We start from the raw sequence: 21,751 nt of genomic DNA on the forward strand, positions 1-21,751 counted from the left end.
CACCGGTGGTGCTGAGCCACACCACCACTGGGGCTCTTCCGCACGAACGGTGGGGCTCAACCGCGCGATCGGGTGGGGCTCAGAGGGTCGAATACTCACGTAAGTTTCTTCGTCTCCGCCGGCGTGTGCCACGCGATCGCGGCCGCCAGCCACCGAAGCTCGTCGCGCCCTGGCCAATCCAGCTAATTCGTTGGCATTTACAGCTGCTGCGAGGCCCTGCATGCAGCCGTTTCAGGGCTTGAATCCTTGCAGCTCGCTATGCGATTGGCGCCGCGTTGGCTGTAGCCGCTGGGGTTGCTGAAGTTGCGAAGTACTCGTAGAGACTCGACTCGATTGGGCTCGCGAGGTCAAGGGTCATTGAGACAGCGTCAAATCCATCCCCGTTTTCCCCGGGCATCTTCGTCTGGCGAGCATCTTGAGACTGTGCTTTGCCAAGATAGTAAAAGTCAGTTCCTTCTGCATCGTCCTTTTTGGCGAACACGTGCAGCGGGAGACGGTTCTCGACGATGGCCTTCACTTCGCCGCTCAAGAGCGTTCGCCGGCTTCTTGTGTACCAGGTCAAAGTTGACGGGTTGAGGAATGCGTCCTCGTATCTTGTGCTTTCGGACACCTCCGACCCTTTGTGGTACGTGACGAAGATTGGGCAACTGTTCGAAAAGTAGTCGACCTTGTACCCGTAGATGGTGCTCTGTTGGTTCGACTTCCAGTTGAGCAATCGGCAGACGTCTTTGCGCGAATATCGTTGGCCCACTTCAAGTTGACCAGTCCACTTGTATTGGTGGCGGGCAACAAACAGGCCTGTCTCAATCGCGTCGCGTGCATGATCACGAAAGAGCTTGTTTTCAGCCCACGCTGCTGCAAACCTCATGTTGAGCTTGTAGGACCCGTCCTCGAGGGAGACCAGCGGCGCCGTGCCGTACTTGGCGGCTTCTGCCTCAGTGAAGAAGGTCAGGCTAAGCACGCCAAGAACTGAGTCAAGTGTCCCGCGATCGTGAGCCAGCCCGTTCGCCTCGAGCAGATCGCCGTAGGACTCAACCGTCGCTGTTTCGGAAGTTGACAGAAGCAGGTTGAGAAGCAGAAGCTCATGGGGCCGTTTGCCGTTGAGGAGTTCTCCAGAGAGAAACGTCAGGACAGCATCCTCGAATTCACTCGCACGAACGTCGAGAGCCTTCACGCTATTCAGAAACCTCCAGTAGTTCTTCTGCTTGGTCGCGATGACTGTGGGATCGACGGTATCGAAACGTGCATAGTCGATCAGAAGCGGCGAACGCCCCAGCCGGTTCCTGAGCTCGACGAACGACTTCTTGAGGTTCGACATGCTGTCGAGAGTTGTGGTCGCAAGTGACGCGAAAATCTTCTCCCGAGAAATCGCATCAAAATTCACACTCGAGAGTCCAGCGATCGCGCCTGCTTCTTGCGCGTCGATGATCTTCTTGCGAATCGAGTCCTTGTTGAGGGTGCTGTCTCCGAAGAGGGCGATAGGGATCAGGTAGTTATTGTCGTAATTGCCGATGAAGTCGATGACCACGAGGTGGTCCTTACCCGCGGCCTTTCGCAAGCCACGACCCAGCTGCTGGGTGAAAACGATGCTCGAAAGCGTCTGCCGAAGCATCACGACCTGGTTCACGGAAGGGATATCGATTCCTTCGTTGAAGATATCCACAGTCGCGATGTAGTCGAGGTCCCCGCGCTCGAGCATTTGAACGGCCGACTCGCGTTCATCGACGGAGTTCGCCCCGCTCAACGCGCGTGTTCGGAGACGCTCTCCATGAACGGTCCGTTGATTGAGGATCGAAGAAAGCTCGGCGGCTTCGGCAATCTTACTACAGAAGATCAGCCCTCGCACGGGCACACCAACGTGTCCGTACCTTTCGATCGTGGACACGAGATGATCAACGCGTTCGGTCGCAACCAATCGCGTGAGATCCGCGACCTGGTCGATGACTTCGCCATCAGCCTTCACATAGTCCGTCACGCCGTAATAGTGAAACGGCGCCAGCATGTCGGCCTCAAGTGCTTTCTGGAGACGGATTTCGTAAGGGACATTGAAGTCAAAAAGTTCGAACACGTTGAAATCGTCCGTGCGCTCGGGGGTCGCGGTCATCCCAAGTAGGAAGTCGGGCTCAAGATAGTCGATGAGGCTGCGGTAGCTCGTGGCCCCTGCGCGATGGACCTCGTCGATCAGCACGTAGTCAAATGCGTCTGGCCGGATTGCGCGAAGATTCTCCGGACGAGACAGCGACTGAATCGAGGCGAAAACGTAGCGACGATCCAGCTCTTTGTTCGATCCTACGAACTTGCCGAAGTCGCTTTCAGGCGCCTCGAGGACGCGCTTGAACTCATCGATCGCCCGGTCAAGAATCTGCTCCCGGTGCACGACGAACAACATACGTTTGGGCGCGTAGGCCCGCACGTCAAGGGCGGAGAGAATCGTCTTTCCCGTGCCAGTTGCGGAGATAACAACTGCCCGGTGCTCACCTGCGTCTCGCAAGGCCTGAATCTCAGCGAGTGCTTCTATCTGCATCGAGTTCGGGAAAACGATTCCCCTCAGCGGCACGTCACCAGACCGCTCTGGTGCGACGTCTCGGTAGACGGCCCGCGAATGTTGTGGAATCCAGGTCAGGGCATATTCATCGATCCAGCTCCGCGTCAAGGCAACCGAGACATCCACGTGTGCCTGCACGGCTGACTTCAGCTGGTGAACGATATCCCCATCGGGAAGAGCGGAAAAACGCAAGTTCCACTCGTGGTTCTTCAATAAGGCCGAAGGGGTCAAGTTGGAGCTGCCGACGATTGCAGTCGTGCTCGCTTCTTGCTCGAAGATGTAACCCTTTGCATGGAAACCAGCGGAGGAATCCGGATGGATCAAGACGTCAATTCCATCGAGGTTCATAAGTTCGCGGAAGGCCGCCGGCGAGTTGAAGCCAAGGTAAGTCGAGGTAATGATCGTGCCAGTTCCTCGATAGTCGAGGAGGGCCTGCTTGAGCAACGCGATTGCGCCTGGTGCAACAAATGCGACGGAGAAGACGAAATTGTGGGATCGCTTGAGTTCATCAAGGATCGCCTTGAGCATTGTTTGACCGCTGGAGTTTGAAATGAGGGTTGGGTTGAAGACCTGATCAGCCTTAACAAGTGAGTCGAGGAAGCCAAAGTTGTTGTCGAGCGTGAGTTGGCTGCGGGTCTCGATCACGCCCGGAAGTCCCTCATCACGCGCTCGACTGCAGGAATGTCGGCGGGGGCCCACTCAAGCTGATCGAGCTCTGCTGCAGGGACCCAACGGATTTCGGAGTGTTCCGTCAGATGCGGCTCCCCTAAGACAAGCGAGCAGTAATAGGTCGTGAGGATGACGATGCCGAAGTCGTACTCGTGCTCAGTAGTTTCAACGTGCTGGCCGATCTCGGCAGAGCAGAGCAATTCCTCTCCCAGTTCTCGAATCAGCGCCTGTTCAGGTGACTCGTTCTGCTCGATCTTCCCACCAGGAAACTCCCACATGCCCGGAAGCGACATTGTCGAACTCCGCTGGGCGGCCAAGACCGTTTGCCCTCTTGTAATTACGGCGCCAACCACGTTGATTCGCTTCTTCACCTGTGTACCCCATTGCTTGGCCGTCGATCTCTGATTCCACCTTAGCCAGCGGTGGTGAACTGACGTCCACCCCCACCGAGGATGACCGACAAAGAGAATATTCAATGGACTCGAGCCTCAGCACTACCTCGCAATTGCCAACGTCGCCTTGCATCTCGGGAATCGCCCACAGGCGAGGAACGGCCCACGCTTGCCGGCACGCTCGACCATGAAGCGTCGGCCGCACCGCGGACACACTGTTGACTCGAGAGTCTCGCCGATGGCATTGGTGCGCACGATCCCGTGGTCCCGAATCAGTTCCATCAGAAACGGTGATTCCCGGTTCTTGACGGTGAATAGCAGCACGCCCCGCCGGGCACGGGTCATTGCCACGTAGAACAGTCGACGCTCCTCGGCCCGCTTAAAGTCTTCCTCGGCGGGCATCGCCATGCGCAGCACCGGGTCGTTCGGGATGGTGCTGGGAAACCCCCACTGTCCCGACACCATGCCGGGGATCACGATGTAGTCCGCTTCGGCGCCCTTCGAGGCGTGAATGGTCATGAATCTCACGTCCAGAAGGTCGCGAAGGTCGCGGCAATCCGGCAGGTACTCGCTTTGGCGCTTGTACCTACCGAGAATGAAGACGGTGACCTTGACGCCCACCGGCTGCGGGACCCTGCCGCGGGCGATTTGAGTGTGCAGCGCCTTGAGCTGGTGGAAAATGGCTGCTTTCACGGCCGTGTCACTGTCGACCGAGACAGCACTGATGGTGGGCGGGAATTCCGCGGTCGACGACACGACGCGCTTGACCAGTTGGCTGGGGTTTTGCAGCACGAACTCGCTGGAGACATCAGCTATCGATTGCGGAAACCGGAACGTGCGCTCCAGCCGCAGCACTTCACTCGGACCGAACAGGTGCTCGAATTCGGTCATGACCGACAGGTCGGCCCCGGCAAACCGGTTGATGCTCTGCCAGTCGTCGCCGACGGCGAAAAGATGACGGCCGGGTTTGTTAACGAGGGCACGGGCCAGCCGGGCCCGGGCGTGACTGGCGTCCTGGAACTCGTCGACCATGACCAGCTCGTACGGGCTCTCCCAGTCGCCGGCCTCGAGGTGCTCGGCCGAGAGGTTGAGCATGTCCTCGAAGTCGATGAAGCCCTCCGCAGCCAGCTTCTTGTCCCACTCTCGCCGGATGGGGGCGAACAGGCGCAGGAATGCGGCATCGCGAAAGCGCACCTCGCCGTGCGACTGCTCTTTGAGGCGGTCCTGCAGCTGGTCATCACTGAGGCAATTGCTCTTTGCATGAGAGAGAAACGAACGGAACGTCTGCAGCAGGCGTCCATAATCTGAAGGCGACTGCCCGGCCAACAGCCGCTCGGGATTTGCCTCCAACCGGATGCCACGCTCGGTCAGTTCCGCCTCCAAATGACGGAGGCCCTCCCCGCTCCACAGCTCTGCCATCGTCGTCTCCAGCAGCGTGGTGCCATGGTGGCGGTGGGTCTCGCGCTTCCACCGCATGCCGTCGAGGTAGCCGACGAACTCTTCCGGCGGCTGCCCGTTCTCGTCGACTGCCCAATGCTCGTGGTAGGCGTCGATCTGCGGGTAGTAGAAGTCCGGGTGGTACTGCCGATGCTCGGCGTCGGCCGTGTCGACCTCGTAGGACCGCTCATAGACGTACTCGACGCTGTTGAAGTACAGCCAGTCGGCGATCATTCGTTCGCCGGTGCTTCTGACCTGCTCACCCTGGGCCGTGCGAAATGCCGGCGGCTTGGCCGTTTCGCTCGAACCCGCATCAACGCCGGTGTAATCACGAGCTAGTACCGCTCGGAAGAAGTCCCAATGGAGGCGGAATGGCGGATTGGTAGCGCGGAGAACATCGACGATCAGCCCGAGTTGCTTGAGGTCTCCCCCGCCCTCAAGCCACGGTGCCAGCGACGGCTTGCGGCCAGTGGCCTTCCCGATGATCTCCAGGCCGAACGCGTGGAACGTCTTGGCGACGACCTTGTCATCGTCGAGCCCCAGGGGCGCCAGACGCTCGAGGGTGCGCGCCCCCAGCTCCTTCGCCGCGGCTTCGTTGAAGGCCAGCATTAGGATCTTGTCGGCCTGAACCAGTTTGCGGTGGAGCGCGAAGCCAGCTTTGGCGACCATCGTCGAGGTCTTGCCGGACCCGGCCGAGGCGACGACCAGCATCCGGTTGTCAAAGCAGACGACCGCGCGAGCCTGCTCGGGCGTGAGCGGCGACTTCTCGACCGTGTCGAAGAAGTCCTTGCAGTCGTCGAGCTCGGCGGCGAGGTGCCGTTCGTTCTGGGTCACGATGAACGCCGGCAGGTCCTGACGCCAGATCTTGACCGTCTCCCGGGACACTGCGGAGAGAGCTGCGATGTGCGGTTGCAGGTCAGGGGCGTCGAGGAGCTGACCGAAGCCGACGGCGGCTTTGCGCGCAGCCCAGTAGGCGGAGAACTCGGTGGTGAGCCAGCCCCTCGCCTTGAGCTGCACGGCCACGGCGGTGGCGAGCGCCTCGGTGAAGAGCCGCACCTGGTTGGCGGCCTGATCGAATTCGTCGACCAATTGCAACAGCTTGAGGGCATGCTCGGCCTCGGCTTGTGCTGCGGTGAAGGCGGTACAGAAGGATGCCGCACGTCGGTTCGGTATGCCACGGAACCGAAAGCGCCGATCCGTATGCTCCAGCTCGAGGTGCGCCCAGACGCGACCCGGGGTCACCGTCAGCCCGCCGAAGGAACGAACGTCGCGGGCGGTGGGCTCACTGTCGATGGTGATCGTGAGGTCGGGGCCGTTCAGCGTCAGTAGCCAGTCACGGGATTTCGCGAAGCACTTGCCGAGGGCCGACGGCTGCCAGCTCAGTTCTCCCTGGCCGCGGTCAATCACGAGTGGACATCTGGGCGACGAGGAACCTCATGCTGCGCGTCGCCGGGTCTTCCAGAGGAGCGACACCGTGCGAATCACAAATGCGAACAGAGCCAAGGCCGTTGAGTACGTCGCGAGCATTTGTGCGACCATCCCCATGCTGGCGAGCGTCTCCGGGGTCACTGGCGGATTACTGACCCCGTACTGCCAGAGCAAATATCCGCCGAAGGCAACGACAACACTCATGGCGAGGGCCGCCAGGAACAGCTTCAATCCGTTGTTCCGTAGGACCTGGACGATGCCGTCCAGGAGATAGGAAGCCACAAAAGGCAGGGCAACTGTCATCAACATGATGCCGCCATATGCCACAAGCAATGACCCGATTCCGGCTGCCAACATCGTCAGTCCCCCAACTGTTTAAAGAACAACTCTGATAGCCAGCCTAGGTGTGTGTTCGTCGGCAAATCCGTCGTTGATCTGCTTATCTCACCCCAGTTGGGGGCGCTGGATTCGAGGATGACCACAACCTGGTTGCCGGGGTGCAAGGCGACCGACAGGCCAGCGGTCTCGGCGGCGGTGTCAGGCCCACCCCCTACAATCGGGGGCAGCGCTTCGACGCGATCCGGCCGCTGTCCGCGTCGCCGTGACATGTCGCCGCACGAAGGGGAATCCGTGGACCAGATTGACTCTGAGACCGAGACCGAGGGTTCTGCCGCTACGACCGTGACCGCGGGCGCCCCGGTTGCCGCAGCCGCGGCAGCCGCCCGCATCGGGATCAGCTCGGTGCCGTTCCTCTCCTATGCGATGGCACACTGCCGGGTGCCGGTCGTCGACGAGATCGTGATCGAGAACCTCGGCGGCGAGCAGCGCGCCGCGACCCTCGAGGTCGAGGTCACGAGTGCCGCCGGGTCGCTCGGCGCCCCGCGAGTCGTCATCGTCGACCTCGGCGCGGGGCAGAGCACCACCCTCCGCACCGTCGAGCTCGTGCTCGATCCGGCGCTCATGCTTGCCGTGGAGGAGCAGCGGCCGGGGTCGATCCGCGCCACCCTGCGCGACTCCGACGGCACCCTGCTCGCCGAGACGAGTGCGGCGGTGCAGATCCTCGCGTCCAGCCAGTGGATCGCCACTCCGCTGCACCTCGGCCTCGAACTTCTCGCCGCGCACGTGCAGCCGAACGCCGCCGCCATCGCGCCGCTGCTCGTCGAGGCGAGTGACTTGTTGCAGCAGCGCACGGGCGACTCCGCGCTCAGCGGGTACCAGTCCGAGAGCCCCGAGCGGGTCGACGCCGTGGTCGAGGCGATCTACGACGCGATGGCCGCCCGGGACATCCGCTACGCCATGCCACCGGCGAGCTGGGGCACGACCGGGCAGAAGGTGCGCACGCCCGCCGAGGTGCTCGAGGGCCGGCTGGGCACCTGCCTCGACACCACCGTCACGCTCGCCGCCGCCCTCGAACAGGCCGGCCTCAACTCCACGCTCTGGCTGCTCGAGGGGCACATCTTCCTCGGCTACTGGCGGGTCGACTCGGCGCTCGGCGCCGTCGCCCACACGGATGTCGCCGACATCGTCAACCTCGTCGACCTCGGGTCGATCGGGCTCATTGAAACGACCGGTGCCACGGGCGGCTCCACCTCGATGCCGTTCGCCGCGGCGCGGCGGAGCCCGCACACGCAGTACCTCGCCGCGGGACTGGAGAAGTTCCTGGGCGTGACCGACGTGCACACCGCGCGGCAGTCGCGGATCTGGCCGCTGCCGAGCCGCTCCGTCGGGCCCGACGGCGCGGTCACCGTGACGGTGTACCAGGCGGGGGCCGGTCCGGTCATCGCTCCGTATTATGCGCGGGATGGGTCGGCGGTTGCTTCGAACGCTCCCGAAGCGACCCCGGTGCCGCCGCGGGTCACCCAGTGGAAGAACGCGCTGCTCGACCTGAGCCTGCGCAACAAGCTGATCAACTACACCGACCGGTCCGGCTACCCGCTGTTCGTGCCCGGGCCGGCCGTCGCCCGCCTCGAGGACGCCATCAACGCCGGCACGCCGATCACCCTCGTGCCCAGCGATGCGTTGCCGAACGTGGACCGGGCCAGGGGCATCCGCTTCGGGAAGGACCTGCCCGAGCAGACCCGCGAGCTCATGCTCGCCGAGAAGAAGGGCGCGTTCGTGGACATCACGGAGGCGTCGTACACGAGCAAGCTGCGCTACCTCGCCAACAAGGCCCGCACGATCGTGGAGGAGACCGGCGCGAACAACCTCTACCTCACGTTCGGGATGCTGCACTGGCGGTTCAACGACCGGGAGTTGCGGTCGCCGCTCGTGCTGATCCCGGTCAACATGACGAGCGCCAGCCGCGGCTCCTCGTACCGGCTGACGATCGACGAGGCCGGGGCGTCCACGCCGAACTACTGCCTGCTCGAGAAGCTGCGGGCGAGCTTCGGGCTCGAGATCGCCGGGCTCTCGGCCCCCGGGGAGGACGCCTCGGGCATCGACCTCGGCGCCGCGTTCACTGCGGTGCGGGAGGCGATCGCGGAGGCCGGGCTGCCGTTCCGGGTCGAGGAGACCGTGGAGCTCTCCATTCTGCAGTTCGCGAAGTTCCGGCTCTGGAAGGACCTCGACGAGAACTGGGAGGCGCTGTCGCAGAACAGTCTCGTCGCGCATCTGATCAACACGCCGCTGGATGCCTATGCCGACCCGGTCGCCGCGGCGGGCGCTGTCGTCTCGCCCGGCTCGCCCGTCGACCTCGACGCGCTCGGCGGCTCCGTGCCGGTGCCGGCGGACTCCTCTCAGCTCGAGGCGGTCGCCGAGGCCACGGCCGGCCGCACCTTCGTGCTCGAAGGCCCGCCCGGAACCGGCAAGTCGCAGACCATCACCAACCTGCTCGCCCGCGCCCTCGCCGACGGCAAGCGCGTGCTCTTCGTCGCCGAGAAACGCGCCGCCCTCGACGTCGTGAAGAAACGCCTCGAAAGCGTGGGACTCGGCGACTTCTCCCTCGACCTCCACGACAAGGGCGCCCGCCCCGCCGCCGTGCGCGCCCAGATCAAGGCGGCCCTCGAGCTGCACATCGACCCCGACCTCCCGGCCCTCGCCGCGAACCGCGAGGCCGCCGCCGCGAGCCGCGGCACCCTCGCCCGCTACGCCGATCGGCTGCACGAGTCCAACGCGGCCGGCCTCTCCCTCTACTCCGCCCGCACCCACGCCCTCGCAGCGGATGCCTCGGTCGAGCCGCTCGTCATCCCCGGCCCGCTCGTGGGCGGCTCCCCCGCTCCCGTGTTCGACGAGCTGCGGCACGTGCTGCGGCAGCTGCCCGAGGTGTCCGACCTCGCCCGGCCGAGCGCCGCGCACCCCTGGGGCTTCGTCGACGAGCGGCTCGGGCGCGGAGCCGGCGCCGGGTCCGGCACGGCCGAGTCCGCCGCCGAGGCGGTGCGGGCGGCCCGCGCCGTCGGCACGGTCTCCACCGGTCCGTCCTCCGGCGGCGTCTCGACCGCTGGTGCCGCCGGTGCCGCCGGTGCCGAGTCCCTGGCCGCCGGCTCGTCGCCGTCGACCGGCATCGCCATCGCGCTGCGCACCGCCGCGATCCATGCGGCCGGGCGCGCCTTCGACGAGGCCCTCGTGGCGGCGCAAGCCGCCGGCTTCGACCTCGACACCCTGAACCGGATGCCCTCGGCCGCCCTCGCCGGGGAATGGCGCGACCTCGCCGCCGCACCCCGGCACCCCGTCAGCGCGGTCGACACCCTGCACACCCCCGAGTGGCGGGCCTTCATCGCCGGCCTCGAGAAGCACCTCACGGCGCTGCGGGCGTCGCGTCCGGACTGGCTGACCCGGGTCGCGCCGACCGTGCTCGGGCGTGACGTGCCCGGGATCCACGCGGCGGCCCTCGCCGCGGATGCCGCCGGGTTCTTCGGCCGCAAGGCCAAGCGCCGCGCGGTGCTCGCGCAGGTCGCCGATGCGCTCACCGGCGACGCGGCATCCGCCCCGGAGAAGGCCGTGCCGCTCAAGACGCTCTCGACGCTCACCGCTGCCCTCGCCGCCGCGCACGCCGAAGCGCAGGGCCTGCGCGACGCCGCACTCACCCTGCCGGTGCCGCTCGTGGACGCGCGGTGGAACCCGTTCGTGCCGGCCGACGCCGAGGACCTCGCGACCGGCCTGGCCTGGCTCGGCTGGCTCGGCGACGCGCTCAACCGGCCCGCGGTGCCCGCTGTCGACGGCGACTCCCCCACCCACACCGCCGACCTGCGCGCCTACTATTCCTCGACCCCGCTCGGCGCGGGCCAGGAGCCGCTCACCGCCCTCGCCGCGGCCTGGCAGACCCTCGACACCGCCGCCGACGTGCAGCCCGCCGACCGCGCCCGCTGGGCCGGCGACCTCGGCTTCATCGCCCGCTGGTGGGCGACCCGGGCCGCGCGCACGGTCGAGTCCGCCCAGCCCGTCGTGCTCGAACGCTGGCTCGCCCTCGTGCGTCACCTCGAGCCGCTGCGGCGCCACGGGCTCACCGACGCCCGCGCCGCGCTGCTGGCCGGCAGCATCCCGGCCGAAGATGCCGCGCTCGCGTTCGACAAGGGCCTCGCCCTCGCCTCGATCACCGAACGCGAGGACGCGACCGCCCTCGGCGACTTCAACCTCGTGGCGCACAGCAAGACGATCACCCGGTTCACCGCGAGCACGCACGCGGTGCGCGGCGAACTCCCCCGGGCCATCCCGGCCGAAGTGCTCGGCCTCCGCCGCTTCGACACGAACCTCGCCTCGGGGCAGGTCGGCGGCCTGCGCCGCCAGCTCGACCGGCAGCGCGGCGGCATGAGCGTGCGCGCACTGCTCGAGAACTACGGCGACCTGATCACCCAGGTGATGCCGTGCACCCTGATGAGCCCGGAATCCGTCGCCCGGTTCTTCCCCGCTCACGCGGCCCTGTTCGACATCGTCGTGTTCGACGAGGCCTCGCAGATCCGGGTGGCGGATGCGATCGGTGCGATGGGGCGGGCGGCATCCGTGGTCGTCGTGGGCGACAGCAAGCAGATGCCGCCGACGAGCTTCGCCGAGACGAGCGCGAACATCGATGACGAGGGTGACACCGGTTTCGACGGCGACGACGGCCTGCTCGGTGCGGTCGCGGACGAGGAGTCGATCCTCACCGAGTGCGTGCAGGCGCGGGTGCCGAGTAAGTGGTTGTCCTGGCACTACCGCAGCCAGGACGAGTCACTCATCGCGTTCAGCAACCACTACTACTACGAGAGCCGGCTGTCGTCGTTCCCGGCGCCCGCGTCCAGCGCCATCGCCGACCACGGCGTCTCTCTCGTGCGCGTCGACGGCCAGTTCGAGCGGTCGGGGCGCGGCACGGCGCTCCGCACCAACCCGGTCGAGGCCCGCGCGATCGTCGACGACATCGAGCGCCGCTTCCAGGCCTCGCCCGGGGTCTCCCCATCGGTCGGCGTGATCACCTTCAACGCCCAGCAGCGCAACCTCATCGAGAACCTGCTCCGCGACAGCGAGGACGAGCGCATCGCCCTCGCCCTGGACGAGGTCGATGGCCTCTTCGTCAAGAACCTCGAGAATGTGCAGGGCGACGAGCGCGACAGCATCCTCTTCTCGATCGCATTCAGCGCCAACGATAAGGGTGTCGTGCCACTCAACTTCGGGCCGCTCTCCCGGGCGGGCGGCGAGCGCCGCCTCAACGTGGCGATCACCCGCGCGCGACGACAGGTGGTGCTCTATGCCAGCTTCGACCCGGCGGTGCTGCGCGCGCAGGACACCAGCTCAGTCGGCATCAAGCACCTCAAGGCCTACCTCGAGATGGCGGGCGCGGGCGCCGAGGCGCTGAGCACGGATGTCCGCCGCACGTCCACCGTGGACCGGCACCGCGACGACATCGCGGCCGCACTCCGCGCCGCGGGGCACGTCGTGCAGACCGACGTCGGGCTCTCCGACTTCCGGGTGGACCTCAGCCTCGCCTCGGCGACGGACCCGGGTCGGCCGCTCGTCGCGGTGCTGCTCGACGGACCGAACTGGCGTGCGCGGCGCACGGTCTCCGACCGCGACGGCCTGCCCGTGGACGTGCTGCAGGGCATCATGCGCTGGCCGGGCGTCGAGCGGGTCTGGCTGCCCGAGTGGCTGCATCACCGCGACGAGACGGTCGCCCGGCTCGGGGCGGCGGTCGAGGCCGCGACTGAAGCTGCAGCCGCGGCCGACGTGGCCAGGGAGCTGGACCTCCCCGCGGACGTCGAGCCCGCAGCAACCATCACCGAAACGCCACGGGATGCACCCGAGGTACTCGTCGGATCCCGCACGGTGTCCGCCACGATTGTGCCGTTGGCCAACAGCCGTGCGTCCACGAGTTCCCTCGCGCTCGACTACGCCGAGTGGTCCCCCGGGCGTCTTGGCACGGTCGACGTGCTCGACGCCTTGCCGCGAGCGGCGGCCGCGGCGAAGGTGCAGTCCGCCATCCGTGCGGCGGTCACGGCCGAGGGTCCGATCCACAGCGCCCGGCTGATCAAGCTCGTCGCGGCGGCGTTCGGGCTCGACCGGGTGAACCAGGCTCGGGCGGCGTCGATCGTGCGGTGTGTGCCGGCGGACCTGCCGCTCGGCGCCGACGAGCCGTTCTACTGGCCCGAGTCGATCGACCCGACCGGTTGGCAGGGCGCCCGGCGCACCCCGCCCGACGTCACCCGATCCCTCGAGCATGTCTCACTCGCGGAGATCGCGAACGCGATGCGCCTCGCGGCCGAGGCCGCCGCCGGCATCGACGACACTGAGCTCAAGCGGGAGGCCCTCGCCTTCTTCGGCGGGCGGAGCACCCGCGGAACCGTCGGCATCCGTCTCGACGCGGCCCTGGCCCTCGCCCTGGACGCCGGTCGCCTCACCCGCACCCCCGCCGGCCTCCTCCGCCCCGGCTCCCACTAGCCGCCACGCTGGCATCCGCTCGCCCACTCGCCCACTCGACCACCCCGTGAGGTGTCGCAAATCGACCTTCCTAGTGCCCTCAAACGTCGATTTGCGACACCTCACGGCTACTGCGGGGCGGACTCGACGCGGTTGCGGCCGGCGCGCTTGGCCTCGTAGAGGGCCTTGTCGGCGCGGGCGAGCCAGTGTGCGGTGCGTTCGCCACTGTTCCGCACGGCCAAGCCGATGCTCACGGTGCAGCGCAGGCCCGGGGCTACGTCGTCCCAGCGGAAGCCACTCACCGCATCGAGCAGGCGCTCGCAGGCCTTCGCGGCGTCGGCCGGGGTCGCGTCGCCGAACACCAGCAGGAATTCCTCGCCGCCGAGCCGTACCGCGAGGTCGCTGTCCCGGATGGCGTCCGTCAGGATCGTGCCCATCGCGGCCAGCACCCGGTCGCCCGTGGCGTGCCCGTGCGCGTCGTTCACCCGTTTGAAGTGGTCGAGGTCCACCATCGCCGCGCAGAGCGGCTGCGCGCGGTCGTGCGCCCGGCGCATCAGCGCGGGCAACTGCCGGTCGAGCGCTCGCCGGTTCGGCAACAGGGTGAGCGGGTCGGTGTGGGCCTGCTGGTCGAGCTTCTCCGCACGGATGCGCAGCACCTGTGCTTCGAGCTGCGACCGCTCCGTCTCGTGGCGGGCCTGTTCGATCTCGAGAGTGTTGATCAGCATCCGGGATTGCAGCCCCGCCGTCTGCCGAGTGAGGCGCAGGGTCAGCTCGTGCAGCTTTTCGGCGTGGTCGAGGGCGAACTTGAAGTGGCCGCGCTCCTTGTACATCTCCCCGAGCGCACGATGCAGCCGGGTGAGCCGCGCGGGATCGTCCTCGATGAAGGGATCGGCCAGCTGGGCGACCATCATCGCGGTCGCCTCGTCAATGCGTCCCTCTGCACGCAGGAGCTCGGCGAGCTGGGCGTCATTGTCGAGTTCGAGATTCCGGTAGCCGTTCGCCGCCGCGAGGCGCTTGGACAGCCCGACCTGTTCGCGCGCTTCGCCGTACCGGCGGAGCTCGATCAGGATGCTCACGAGGTTGGTGCGCGCGATCGTCTCCCAGAAGACGTGTCCCTGGCCCTGGGCGAGCGCCGCGCCCTGCTGCACATTGTCGAGTGCCTCTCGGAGGGCATCCGCCGGGTCGAGGCCCTGGGCGCTCTGGGTCTTGGCGAGCTCGAGGCAGGTGTCGCCGAGGTTGTTGAGTCCGGCGAATCTGGCCTCGGCGTCCTCGAGCAGCCGCGACAGGTCGAGCGCCTGGCGGCCCAGTTCGAGGGCGCGCTGCGCGTCGGCCATACCCACGTGCACCATCGAGGAGCGGCTGAGCGCCCAGAATTCGGCGAGCTTGCTGCCGCTCGCCCGCGCCGCGGAGAGCGCGCCGAGCACGTGGCGCAGCGCGGGTTCGTGCAGGCCGGACTCATGGAACGCGAGCGCCAGGGTGCAGTGCACCTGCGACTGCCGCAGCAGTTCGCCCGTGTCGACCAGGTATTCGAGGGCGAGCAGCCCGTGACGAACGGATGCCTCGACCTCGCCCAGCCGCAACCGGTGCAGTGCGAGCAGCTCGCGGGCCTGCGCGCACTCGGCGGGGGTGATCCCGAAGGTCGCGAGCACCTGTTCGGCCTGCGCCGCGCCGTCCAGGTGCCGGCCGTCGGCGCGCGAGAGTTCGCACGCGGCGAGGAGTGCCGCGGTCGAAAACGGTGCGGGCGTCGGTGCGGGCGTCGGTGCGGTACTGCGAACGGGCGCTGCCGAAGATGCCCGCACCTCCGGTGCTGCCGCCTTCGAGTCCACCTTCAGCCCCCCGACTGTCTGTCGCTCTTTCGAACATAACAGGGCACCCGGCCCGATTCGGCCGGAAAAAAGCCCCAAAAAGGGCGAACCTATGATCCGCCCCTGTCCGTCCCCGCAGACGGATACCCAGCGCGGCCACGTAAGATCGGCGGATGACCGCAGCGACAGCATCCGTCCCCCTCGACCCCCGCATCACCCTGTTCGGCGCGGAGTGGTGCGGCGACTGCCGCCGCTCGAAGAAGGTGCTCGACGGACTCGAACTCGACTACGACTACGTCGACCTCGAGGCCGTCGCGGACGGCGCCGACCGCGCCCACGCGATCAGTGGACGTACCCGGATCCCCGTGATCGTGTTCCCCGACGCGAGCCACCTCGTCGAGCCGAGCGACGCCGACCTGCGCGCGAAACTCGCCCAGTTCTCCGTGGAGGCCTGAGCCGTGCGCAGCCTCAAGGACTGGACATTTTCGATGTGCGGGATCGCCGGTTTCGTCTGCTGTGCGATCGCGCTCGGGGTTCTTTACTTCAACGCCGTGAATCACAACGCCTTCGTGAGCGTGGCGGTTCCGGTGGCGATCGTCGCCCTCGCCGCCGGCGGAATCGCCACCGCCAGGGCCCGCTGGCTCTGGACCAGCGGCCGAGGCAACCAGCGCCGCTGACGCCCGCCGGACCGGCGACAGCCACACCACCCGCTCCACACTGACGCCCGGCGCCACCCGACCCGGCGTCACCCGCTCGGGGCCGTTTCCCCATCGCCGCTGCCGCGCTACGATGCCACGGAGACGGGGAGGCATCATGAGTGACACTGGCCAGGACAAGCGCATCGAACGCTTCGGGAGTGACGAGGACATTGCGAACGCCGAGGCGGCGAAGCGGCAGGACGCGAAGGATGCGCGGGTGCGACTGCTGCGCAGCAAGGCGGCCGTCGCCCGGTCGGAGGCCGATGCGATCGAGGCCATGCACCTCGACCCGGACACCCTCGAGGACCTCCTTGAGAGCTCCAGCCCGCTCGAGGCGCGCCGGTTGGAGAAGTCGGAGCACGCGATCAGCCAGCGGGTGACCAAGGCGAAGGCCGCGGCCGAGGCAGCCGAGTACGAATACGAGCAGGCCGTGCTCGAGCAGTACGACGACAGCAAGGGCTGACGCCGCACCGCAGGAGCCGGCCGTCATACGGTGTCGAGCAGCCCCTCGGCCTCGGCGACTATGCCCGCCGTCTTCAGGAAGCTGTCCGGATTGAGCGAGATCGAATCGATGCCCTCGCGCACCAGGAAGGCCGCGAAGTCCGGGTAGTTGCTCGGCGCCTGCCCGCAGATGCCGATCTTGATCCCGGCGGCGTGAGCCTTGCGAATGGCCTCGCTGATCATCCGCTTGACCGCTTCGTCACGTTCGTCGAAGAGGCCGGCGAGTTCGCCGGCGTCCCTGTCGACGCCGAGCACGAGCTGGGTGAGGTCGTTCGACCCGATCGAGAAGCCGTCGAACCGGGTCGCGAACTCCTCGGCGAGGATCACGTTCGCGGGGATCTCGCACATCATGTACACCTGCAGGCCGTTCTCGCCGCGGGTCAGCCCGTTCGCGGCCATCACCGCGAGCACCTTGTCGGCTTCGGCAACGGTGCGGCAGAACGGAACCATCACGATCACGTCGGTGAAGCCGATCTCCTCGCGCACCCGCTTGATCGCCCGGCATTCGAGCGCGAACCCCTCACGGTAGCGGTCGTCGTAGTAGCGGGAGGCGCCGCGGAAGCCGATCATCGGGTTCTCCTCGGTGTGCTCGAACGCTCCGCCACCGAGCAGGTGCGCATACTCATTGGTCTTGAAGTCGCTCATCCGCACGATCACCGGGTCGGGGTAGTACGGCGCGGTGAGCTTCGCGATGCCGAGCGCGAGGGTCTGCACGAAGTACTCCTGCGGGTCGGCGAAGCCGCGGGTGCGTTCGTGGATGCGCCGGAGCGCGGCCCGGTCGGTGACCCGCTCCGGGTGCACGAGCGCCATCGGGTGGATGGTGATCAGGTTGTTGATGATGAACTCCATCCGGGCCAGGCCGACGCCCGCGGCCGGCAACCGCCACCATTCGAACGCGGCGGCGGGGCTCGCGATGTTCACCATCAGCTTCGTGCGCGTCGTCGGCACCGTGCCGAGGTCCACCTCCTCGGTCTCGAAGTCGAGGGTGCCTGCGTAGACGAAGCCCTCGTCGCCCTCTGCACAGGAGAGCGTGATCTCGGCGCCGTTGTGGATCAGGTCGGTTCCGGTGCCGGTGCCGACGACCGCGGGCACGCCGAGCTCCCTGCTGACGATCGCGGCGTGACTGGTCGGCCCGCCGTGGTCGGTCACGATGCCCGATGCCCGGGTCATGATCGGAACCCAGTCGGGGTCGGTCATCTCGGTGACGAGGATCGCGCCGTCGATGAAGTTGTCGATGTCGGCCGGGTCGCGGATCACGCACGCGGTTCCGGTCGCGATGCTGTCACCGATCGCGACGCCGGAGACGATGAGGGGCCCGCTCTCGAGCAACCTGCTCACGGTGAAGACGGTGCCGCTCGCCTGCGATTGCACCGTCTCCGGCCGCGCCTGCACCATGTACAGCTCCTGGGTGACGCCGTCCCTGGCCCACTCCATGTCCATCGGCCGGCCGTAGTGGTCTTCGACGATCACGGCCCAGCGGGCGAGCTGCACGATCTCGGTGTCGCTCAGCACGAACGCGTTCCGCTCCCGCAGCGGAGTGTCGATCACCCGGGTACGGGCGCTGCCGCCGGCAGCGTAGACCATCTTGGTCGCCTTGGCGCCGAGGGTCTTCTCGATGATCGGGGTCAGCCCGGGGTCGGCGAGCAGCGCCTTGAACACGAGGTACTTGTCGGGGTCGACGGCGCCCTGCACCACGGTCTCACCGAGTCCCCAGGCCGCGCTGATCACGGCGGCACCCGGGAACCCGGTGTCGGTGTCGATCGAGAACATCACCCCGGACCCGCCCAGGTCGGAGCGGATCATCCGCTGCACCCCGATCGAGAGTGCCACGTCGAGGTGGTCGAAGCCCTTGACTTCGCGGTAGCTGATCGCCCGGTCGGTGAACAGGCTCGCATAACAGCGGCGGCAGGCGGCGAGCAGGTCCCGCTCCCCCGTCACGTTCAGGAAGGTCTCCTGCTGCCCGGCGAAGCTCGCGTCCGGCAGGTCTTCCGCGGTCGCGCTGCTCCGCACCGCCACGGCGAGGTTCTGCTGCCCGGAACGGGCAGACAGTTCCCGGTAGGCCGAGCGAATGCCCGCGGCCGTGTCCTCAGGGAATTCCCCGTTCAGGAACAACTCGCGCAGGCTCTCGCCCGTGACCCGCAGAGTCGCCTCGCCGGAGTGGTAGCTGTCGAGGGCCTGGCGCAGGGCCGACTCGATCCCGTTCTCCGTGATGAACGCGCGGTAGGCATCCGCCGTCGTCGCGAAACCGTCGGGCACCCGCACCCCCTGGCCGGCGAGCGAGCCGACCATTTCGCCGAGGGAAGCGTTCTTCCCGCCGACCTGGGGGATGTCGGCGAGGCCGATCTCTTCGAACCAGACCACATGACGCTCTGACATGACGACTCCTGACGCGACCTCGAAAGCCGCGACCCGGCGTCTCGTGGCGCCGACGGCATCCGCTCTCGGCAACCTACTGCTAGGTCAGGGCAGCGGCTAGTGCCCCAGGTGTCGAGGGCGCAGGGGTGCGCCGGCGCCGGGTGTTCCTCGCGAATTCACCCGGACAGCACTCCCCGGTCCAGGGCCGACGGATTCTGGCCCTAGTCTGGGGGTTAGACAGATTCGATTCGTTGGATTCCAGCTACTGAGGGCACCTGTTCCAGGTGCGGTACCCGTCTGCCCCGGTGGCTGGAGAGGTGCATTCCCGGCACACTTCCGCCAGCGAGCGTAACCCGGATGGAGCTCCGGGGACCGCCGCGTGCGACGGCCCTGCCCCGGCTCCGCAGTCGCGGACCCGGGCTGACGGGAACAAAGGGAATCACCATGACTGCATTCGACCAGACACCCACCGAAACCAGTACCACCACGCCGGCCAGGAAGTGGCTGCCCTTCCTCCTGGTCGCGATCGCCCTCGCGGCGGTCGGCACGGTCGGCGCCACCACCACCGGGGCCAGCTCCGCCTCCGCCGCCGTCCCGGTCGGCTCCGTGCGCGCGCCCGTCTCGCTCGGCCTCGCCGGCACCTTCGCGATCCTCTCCAAGACGGGCGTGACGGATGTCTACGCCTCGGCCATCACGGGAAACGTCGGGGCGAGCCCCATCACCGGCGCCGCCATCCACCTGAGCTGCCCCGAGGTGACCGGCCTGATCTACTCCGTGGATGCCGCGGGCCCCGCCTGCGAGATCACCGCCCCGAGCCTGCTCACGACCGCCGTCGGCGACATGGGCACCGCGTACACCGATGCCGCCGGTCGCACCCTGCCGGATGCGATCGACCTCGGCGCCGGCGAGATCGGCGGCCTCACCCTGGCTCCCGGGCTCTACAAGTGGAACACCGGCGTGACGATCACGAGTGACGTCACCCTCAACGGCGGCCCGACCGACGTGTTCATCTTCCAGATCTCGGGCAACATCACCCAGGCATCCGCCACCCGGGTCACCCTCACCGGCGGCGCGCTCGCGAAGAACGTCTTCTGGCAGGCCGCCGGGTCCGTCGCGGTCGGCACGACCGCGCACTTCGAGGGCACCGTCCTCGGCAAGTCCCTCGTCGCCCTGAAGACCGGCGCGACGGTCGACGGTCGCCTGCTGTCGCAGACCGCGGTCACCCTGCAGAAGAACACGGTCACCGAGCCCGCCCTGTAGATCGGACGCTGCGGCATCCGCCGCGGTGAGCCTACGGGTCTGCACACCGAGAAAGGCCCGTACAACAGGAAAGGCCCGGAGCGGCGATTTCGCCGTTCCGGGCCTTTCTCGCGTGCCGGCGTGCGGTGCCGGCGCTTGTTCATGCAGTTGTTACATGCGCTTGAAGATCGCCACGGGGATCGACTGGTGCACGATCTGGGTGACGGTCGCGCCGCCGCCGGCCGTGGCCTCACCGGCGATCGTCATCGCGAAGTCGAGGGTCAGGCCGTAGGTGTCCGGCGTCAGCACGCCGATCGAGTTGGACTCGAGCTGGAAGCCACCCTTCGGCGAGGTGACGAGCAGCCCGCCGGGGCCCGTGAGTGCCTCGGGGTCGAGCGTTGCGGCGATCGGGTTCACGTTGAGCACGAACGGCGTCGTGCTCGCGCCACTCGCCGTGGTCGTCGTTGCGGTGACCGTGACGTTGGACATGTAGACGTGGCGCTTGGTACCGAAAGCGGCCTCAGGCGCCTGCGAGCGATCGAAGACGCTGATCACGAACGAGAAACGCTTGTCGCTGTCCGTGTACCACTCGTGGGTCTTCTGTTCCGTCCACATGTCGAGCTGGAGCTCGAGCTGGGGCGCGAGCTGGATCGTCGGGTGGATCGAGCCCATGTCGGTGAAGACAGAGTTGAAGACGAGCGGAGTAGCGGTGGCCGTCGGCGCGGCGGAGGCCGAGACCTGGCTGGCCTGGTCGATCGGCGCGAAGCCGACGAGGGCGGCGACGCTTGTGCATGAGGTGAGGGTAAGGGACAGAACGGCGACACCGGTGACGGCAGCAATTCGGGTAAACCAGTGGGACATGGTGGAACTTTCGGGTCGGGTAGCCGTCTGCATTAATATGCTGAACACATAGTGGCATACGCGGGGGGCCCGTGTCCCCTTTTTAGGGGACTTATTCTCGGCGGGTATCGGACCATGTCCCCCGGCATGCCACCCATTCAGGGGACCGAAGCCGGCGTCGATGCCACTAATCTGGGTCTATGGCCGACGCCCCCACGCTTCCCGACCCGTTGCCGCTGGAGTTCCAGCGCCCGCCGCGGTGGCCGACGCCGACCCTCGACTGGATTGCGGGCAACCAGGGCTGGGAGCCCCCTGCCGGATGGACGCCGGTTCCGGAGTGCTCCCCCGCGCCTCCCGGCTGGGTGTTCTGGACCCGCTCGGAGGAAGGCTGGACGCGCTTCGCGGAGGAGAACCTCGCCCCGGCGAAACGGTCCCTCTGGATCGGCGTCGGAGTCTTCGTCGCCGGCCTGCTCCTGACCGTGCTCGGTCTTGCGGTCACCCACAACCCCCTCTTCCTCGTGTTCGTCGCGGCGATCGTCGCCGGCCCGATCCTGACGATCCGCGCGGGCTCCCGGCTGAAGGAGATCGACGACGGCCTGCTGGACCGGGTTCGCGCCCTCGCTCCGCAGTACAAGTACACCCTGCAGCGCCTGGCCTACAACAAGTACCTCCGTTCGTTCGGCCCGCTGTCATGACCCCGGAGATCGCCGCCAAGATCCTCAACGTGCCTGCGGGTGCGAGCCGCGCCGAAATCGACAAGCAGTTCCGCAAGCAGGCGCGGACGCACCACCCCGACCTCCTCGCCGGTGCCTCCGCGGAGACGATCGCGGCCGCGACCACCGAATTCGTGCGAATGTCCGCCGCACGCGACGTGCTCTACGGCGAGCTCGACCGGGTGGCGAGCAAGCGCACGGATGCCGCAACGCCGCCGCGCGCACCCGCTGCGGCCCGGCGGGCCGCGGCACCGGATCCCGCGAGCACCGCGGCTCCGTCCGGCCCGGCCACCGCGTCCGCGGGCCC

General features: G+C 67.2%; 14 protein-coding genes. 7 read left to right on the plus strand and 7 right to left on the minus strand.

Annotated features, from left to right (window positions below; translation table 11 throughout):
- Positions 1-256 precede the first annotated feature (256 nt).
- The 4 genes from E3O39_RS03245 to E3O39_RS03260 all read right to left on the minus strand — a co-directional run bounded on the left by E3O39_RS03245 (position 257) and on the right by E3O39_RS03260 (position 6,780).
- Positions 257-3,190, minus strand: a complete 2,934-nt coding sequence (locus E3O39_RS03245) for a DUF3427 domain-containing protein (RefSeq protein WP_134449638.1) — start codon at positions 3,188-3,190, stop codon at positions 257-259.
- Positions 3,187-3,585 (minus strand): (deoxy)nucleoside triphosphate pyrophosphohydrolase, encoded by a 399-nt coding sequence (locus E3O39_RS03250; protein WP_134449639.1) that lies wholly within the window; start codon positions 3,583-3,585, stop codon positions 3,187-3,189. The genes E3O39_RS03245 and E3O39_RS03250 overlap by 4 nt, the downstream gene beginning before the upstream one ends.
- Before the next feature lie 123 nt (positions 3,586-3,708).
- Positions 3,709-6,450: a UvrD-helicase domain-containing protein gene (locus tag E3O39_RS03255; protein WP_134449640.1), complete on the minus strand. Its 2,742-nt coding sequence runs from the start codon at positions 6,448-6,450 to the stop codon at positions 3,709-3,711.
- 27 nt (positions 6,451-6,477) lie between these two features.
- A complete protein-coding gene (locus E3O39_RS03260) occupies positions 6,478-6,780 on the minus strand; it encodes a hypothetical protein (protein WP_134449641.1) in 303 nt (100 codons plus the stop codon).
- A gap of 321 nt (positions 6,781-7,101) precedes the next feature.
- On the opposite strand from E3O39_RS03260, the gene E3O39_RS19735 reads away from it, so the two are divergent.
- Positions 7,102-13,314 carry a DUF3320 domain-containing protein gene (locus tag E3O39_RS19735; protein ID WP_241984960.1) on the plus strand — a complete coding sequence of 2,071 codons (6,213 nt, stop codon included), beginning with the start codon at positions 7,102-7,104 and terminating at the stop codon, positions 13,312-13,314.
- A gap of 107 nt (positions 13,315-13,421) precedes the next feature.
- Here E3O39_RS19735 and E3O39_RS03270 read toward each other — a convergent pair whose 3' ends face one another.
- On the minus strand, positions 13,422-15,119 hold the full coding sequence (locus E3O39_RS03270) for a GGDEF domain-containing protein (protein WP_166787388.1): 1,698 nt from the start codon (positions 15,117-15,119) through the stop codon (positions 13,422-13,424).
- A gap of 152 nt (positions 15,120-15,271) precedes the next feature.
- On the opposite strand from E3O39_RS03270, the gene E3O39_RS03275 reads away from it, so the two are divergent.
- The 3 genes from E3O39_RS03275 to E3O39_RS03285 all read left to right on the plus strand — a co-directional run bounded on the left by E3O39_RS03275 (position 15,272) and on the right by E3O39_RS03285 (position 16,259).
- Positions 15,272-15,553 (plus strand): glutaredoxin domain-containing protein, encoded by a 282-nt coding sequence (locus tag E3O39_RS03275; protein ID WP_134449644.1) that lies wholly within the window; start codon positions 15,272-15,274, stop codon positions 15,551-15,553.
- Between the two features lie 3 nt (positions 15,554-15,556).
- The gene (locus E3O39_RS03280; RefSeq protein WP_134449645.1) at positions 15,557-15,775 is read left to right on the plus strand and encodes a hypothetical protein; all 219 of its coding nucleotides are present in this window, start codon (positions 15,557-15,559) and stop codon (positions 15,773-15,775) included.
- A 136-nt stretch (positions 15,776-15,911) separates the two neighbouring features.
- On the plus strand, positions 15,912-16,259 hold the full coding sequence (locus tag E3O39_RS03285) for a hypothetical protein (RefSeq protein WP_134449646.1): 348 nt from the start codon (positions 15,912-15,914) through the stop codon (positions 16,257-16,259).
- 23 nt (positions 16,260-16,282) lie between these two features.
- On the opposite strand, the gene ppsA is transcribed toward E3O39_RS03285, so the two are convergent.
- Complete coding sequence (ppsA, locus tag E3O39_RS03290; protein WP_134449647.1) at positions 16,283-18,673, minus strand: phosphoenolpyruvate synthase; 2,391 nt, start codon at positions 18,671-18,673, stop codon at positions 16,283-16,285.
- A gap of 423 nt (positions 18,674-19,096) precedes the next feature.
- Between ppsA and E3O39_RS03295 the strand changes: the two genes are divergently transcribed.
- Positions 19,097-19,912, plus strand: a complete 816-nt coding sequence (locus tag E3O39_RS03295; RefSeq protein WP_134449648.1) for an ice-binding family protein — start codon at positions 19,097-19,099, stop codon at positions 19,910-19,912.
- A 150-nt stretch (positions 19,913-20,062) separates the two neighbouring features.
- On the opposite strand, the gene E3O39_RS03300 is transcribed toward E3O39_RS03295, so the two are convergent.
- A complete protein-coding gene (locus E3O39_RS03300) occupies positions 20,063-20,752 on the minus strand; it encodes a hypothetical protein (RefSeq protein WP_134449649.1) in 690 nt (229 codons plus the stop codon).
- 179 nt (positions 20,753-20,931) lie between these two features.
- Between E3O39_RS03300 and E3O39_RS18865 the strand changes: the two genes are divergently transcribed.
- Both E3O39_RS18865 and E3O39_RS18870 read left to right on the plus strand, forming a co-directional pair.
- Positions 20,932-21,426 (plus strand): hypothetical protein, encoded by a 495-nt coding sequence (locus E3O39_RS18865; protein WP_166787389.1) that lies wholly within the window; start codon positions 20,932-20,934, stop codon positions 21,424-21,426.
- Positions 21,423-21,751: J domain-containing protein (locus E3O39_RS18870; protein WP_166789560.1), on the plus strand; the 329-nt coding region annotated here is incomplete at its 3' end. The genes E3O39_RS18865 and E3O39_RS18870, both read left to right, overlap by 4 nt.

Source organism: Cryobacterium sp. MDB2-A-1, assembly GCF_004402675.1.
Taxonomy (GTDB): domain Bacteria; phylum Actinomycetota; class Actinomycetes; order Actinomycetales; family Microbacteriaceae; genus Cryobacterium; species Cryobacterium glucosi.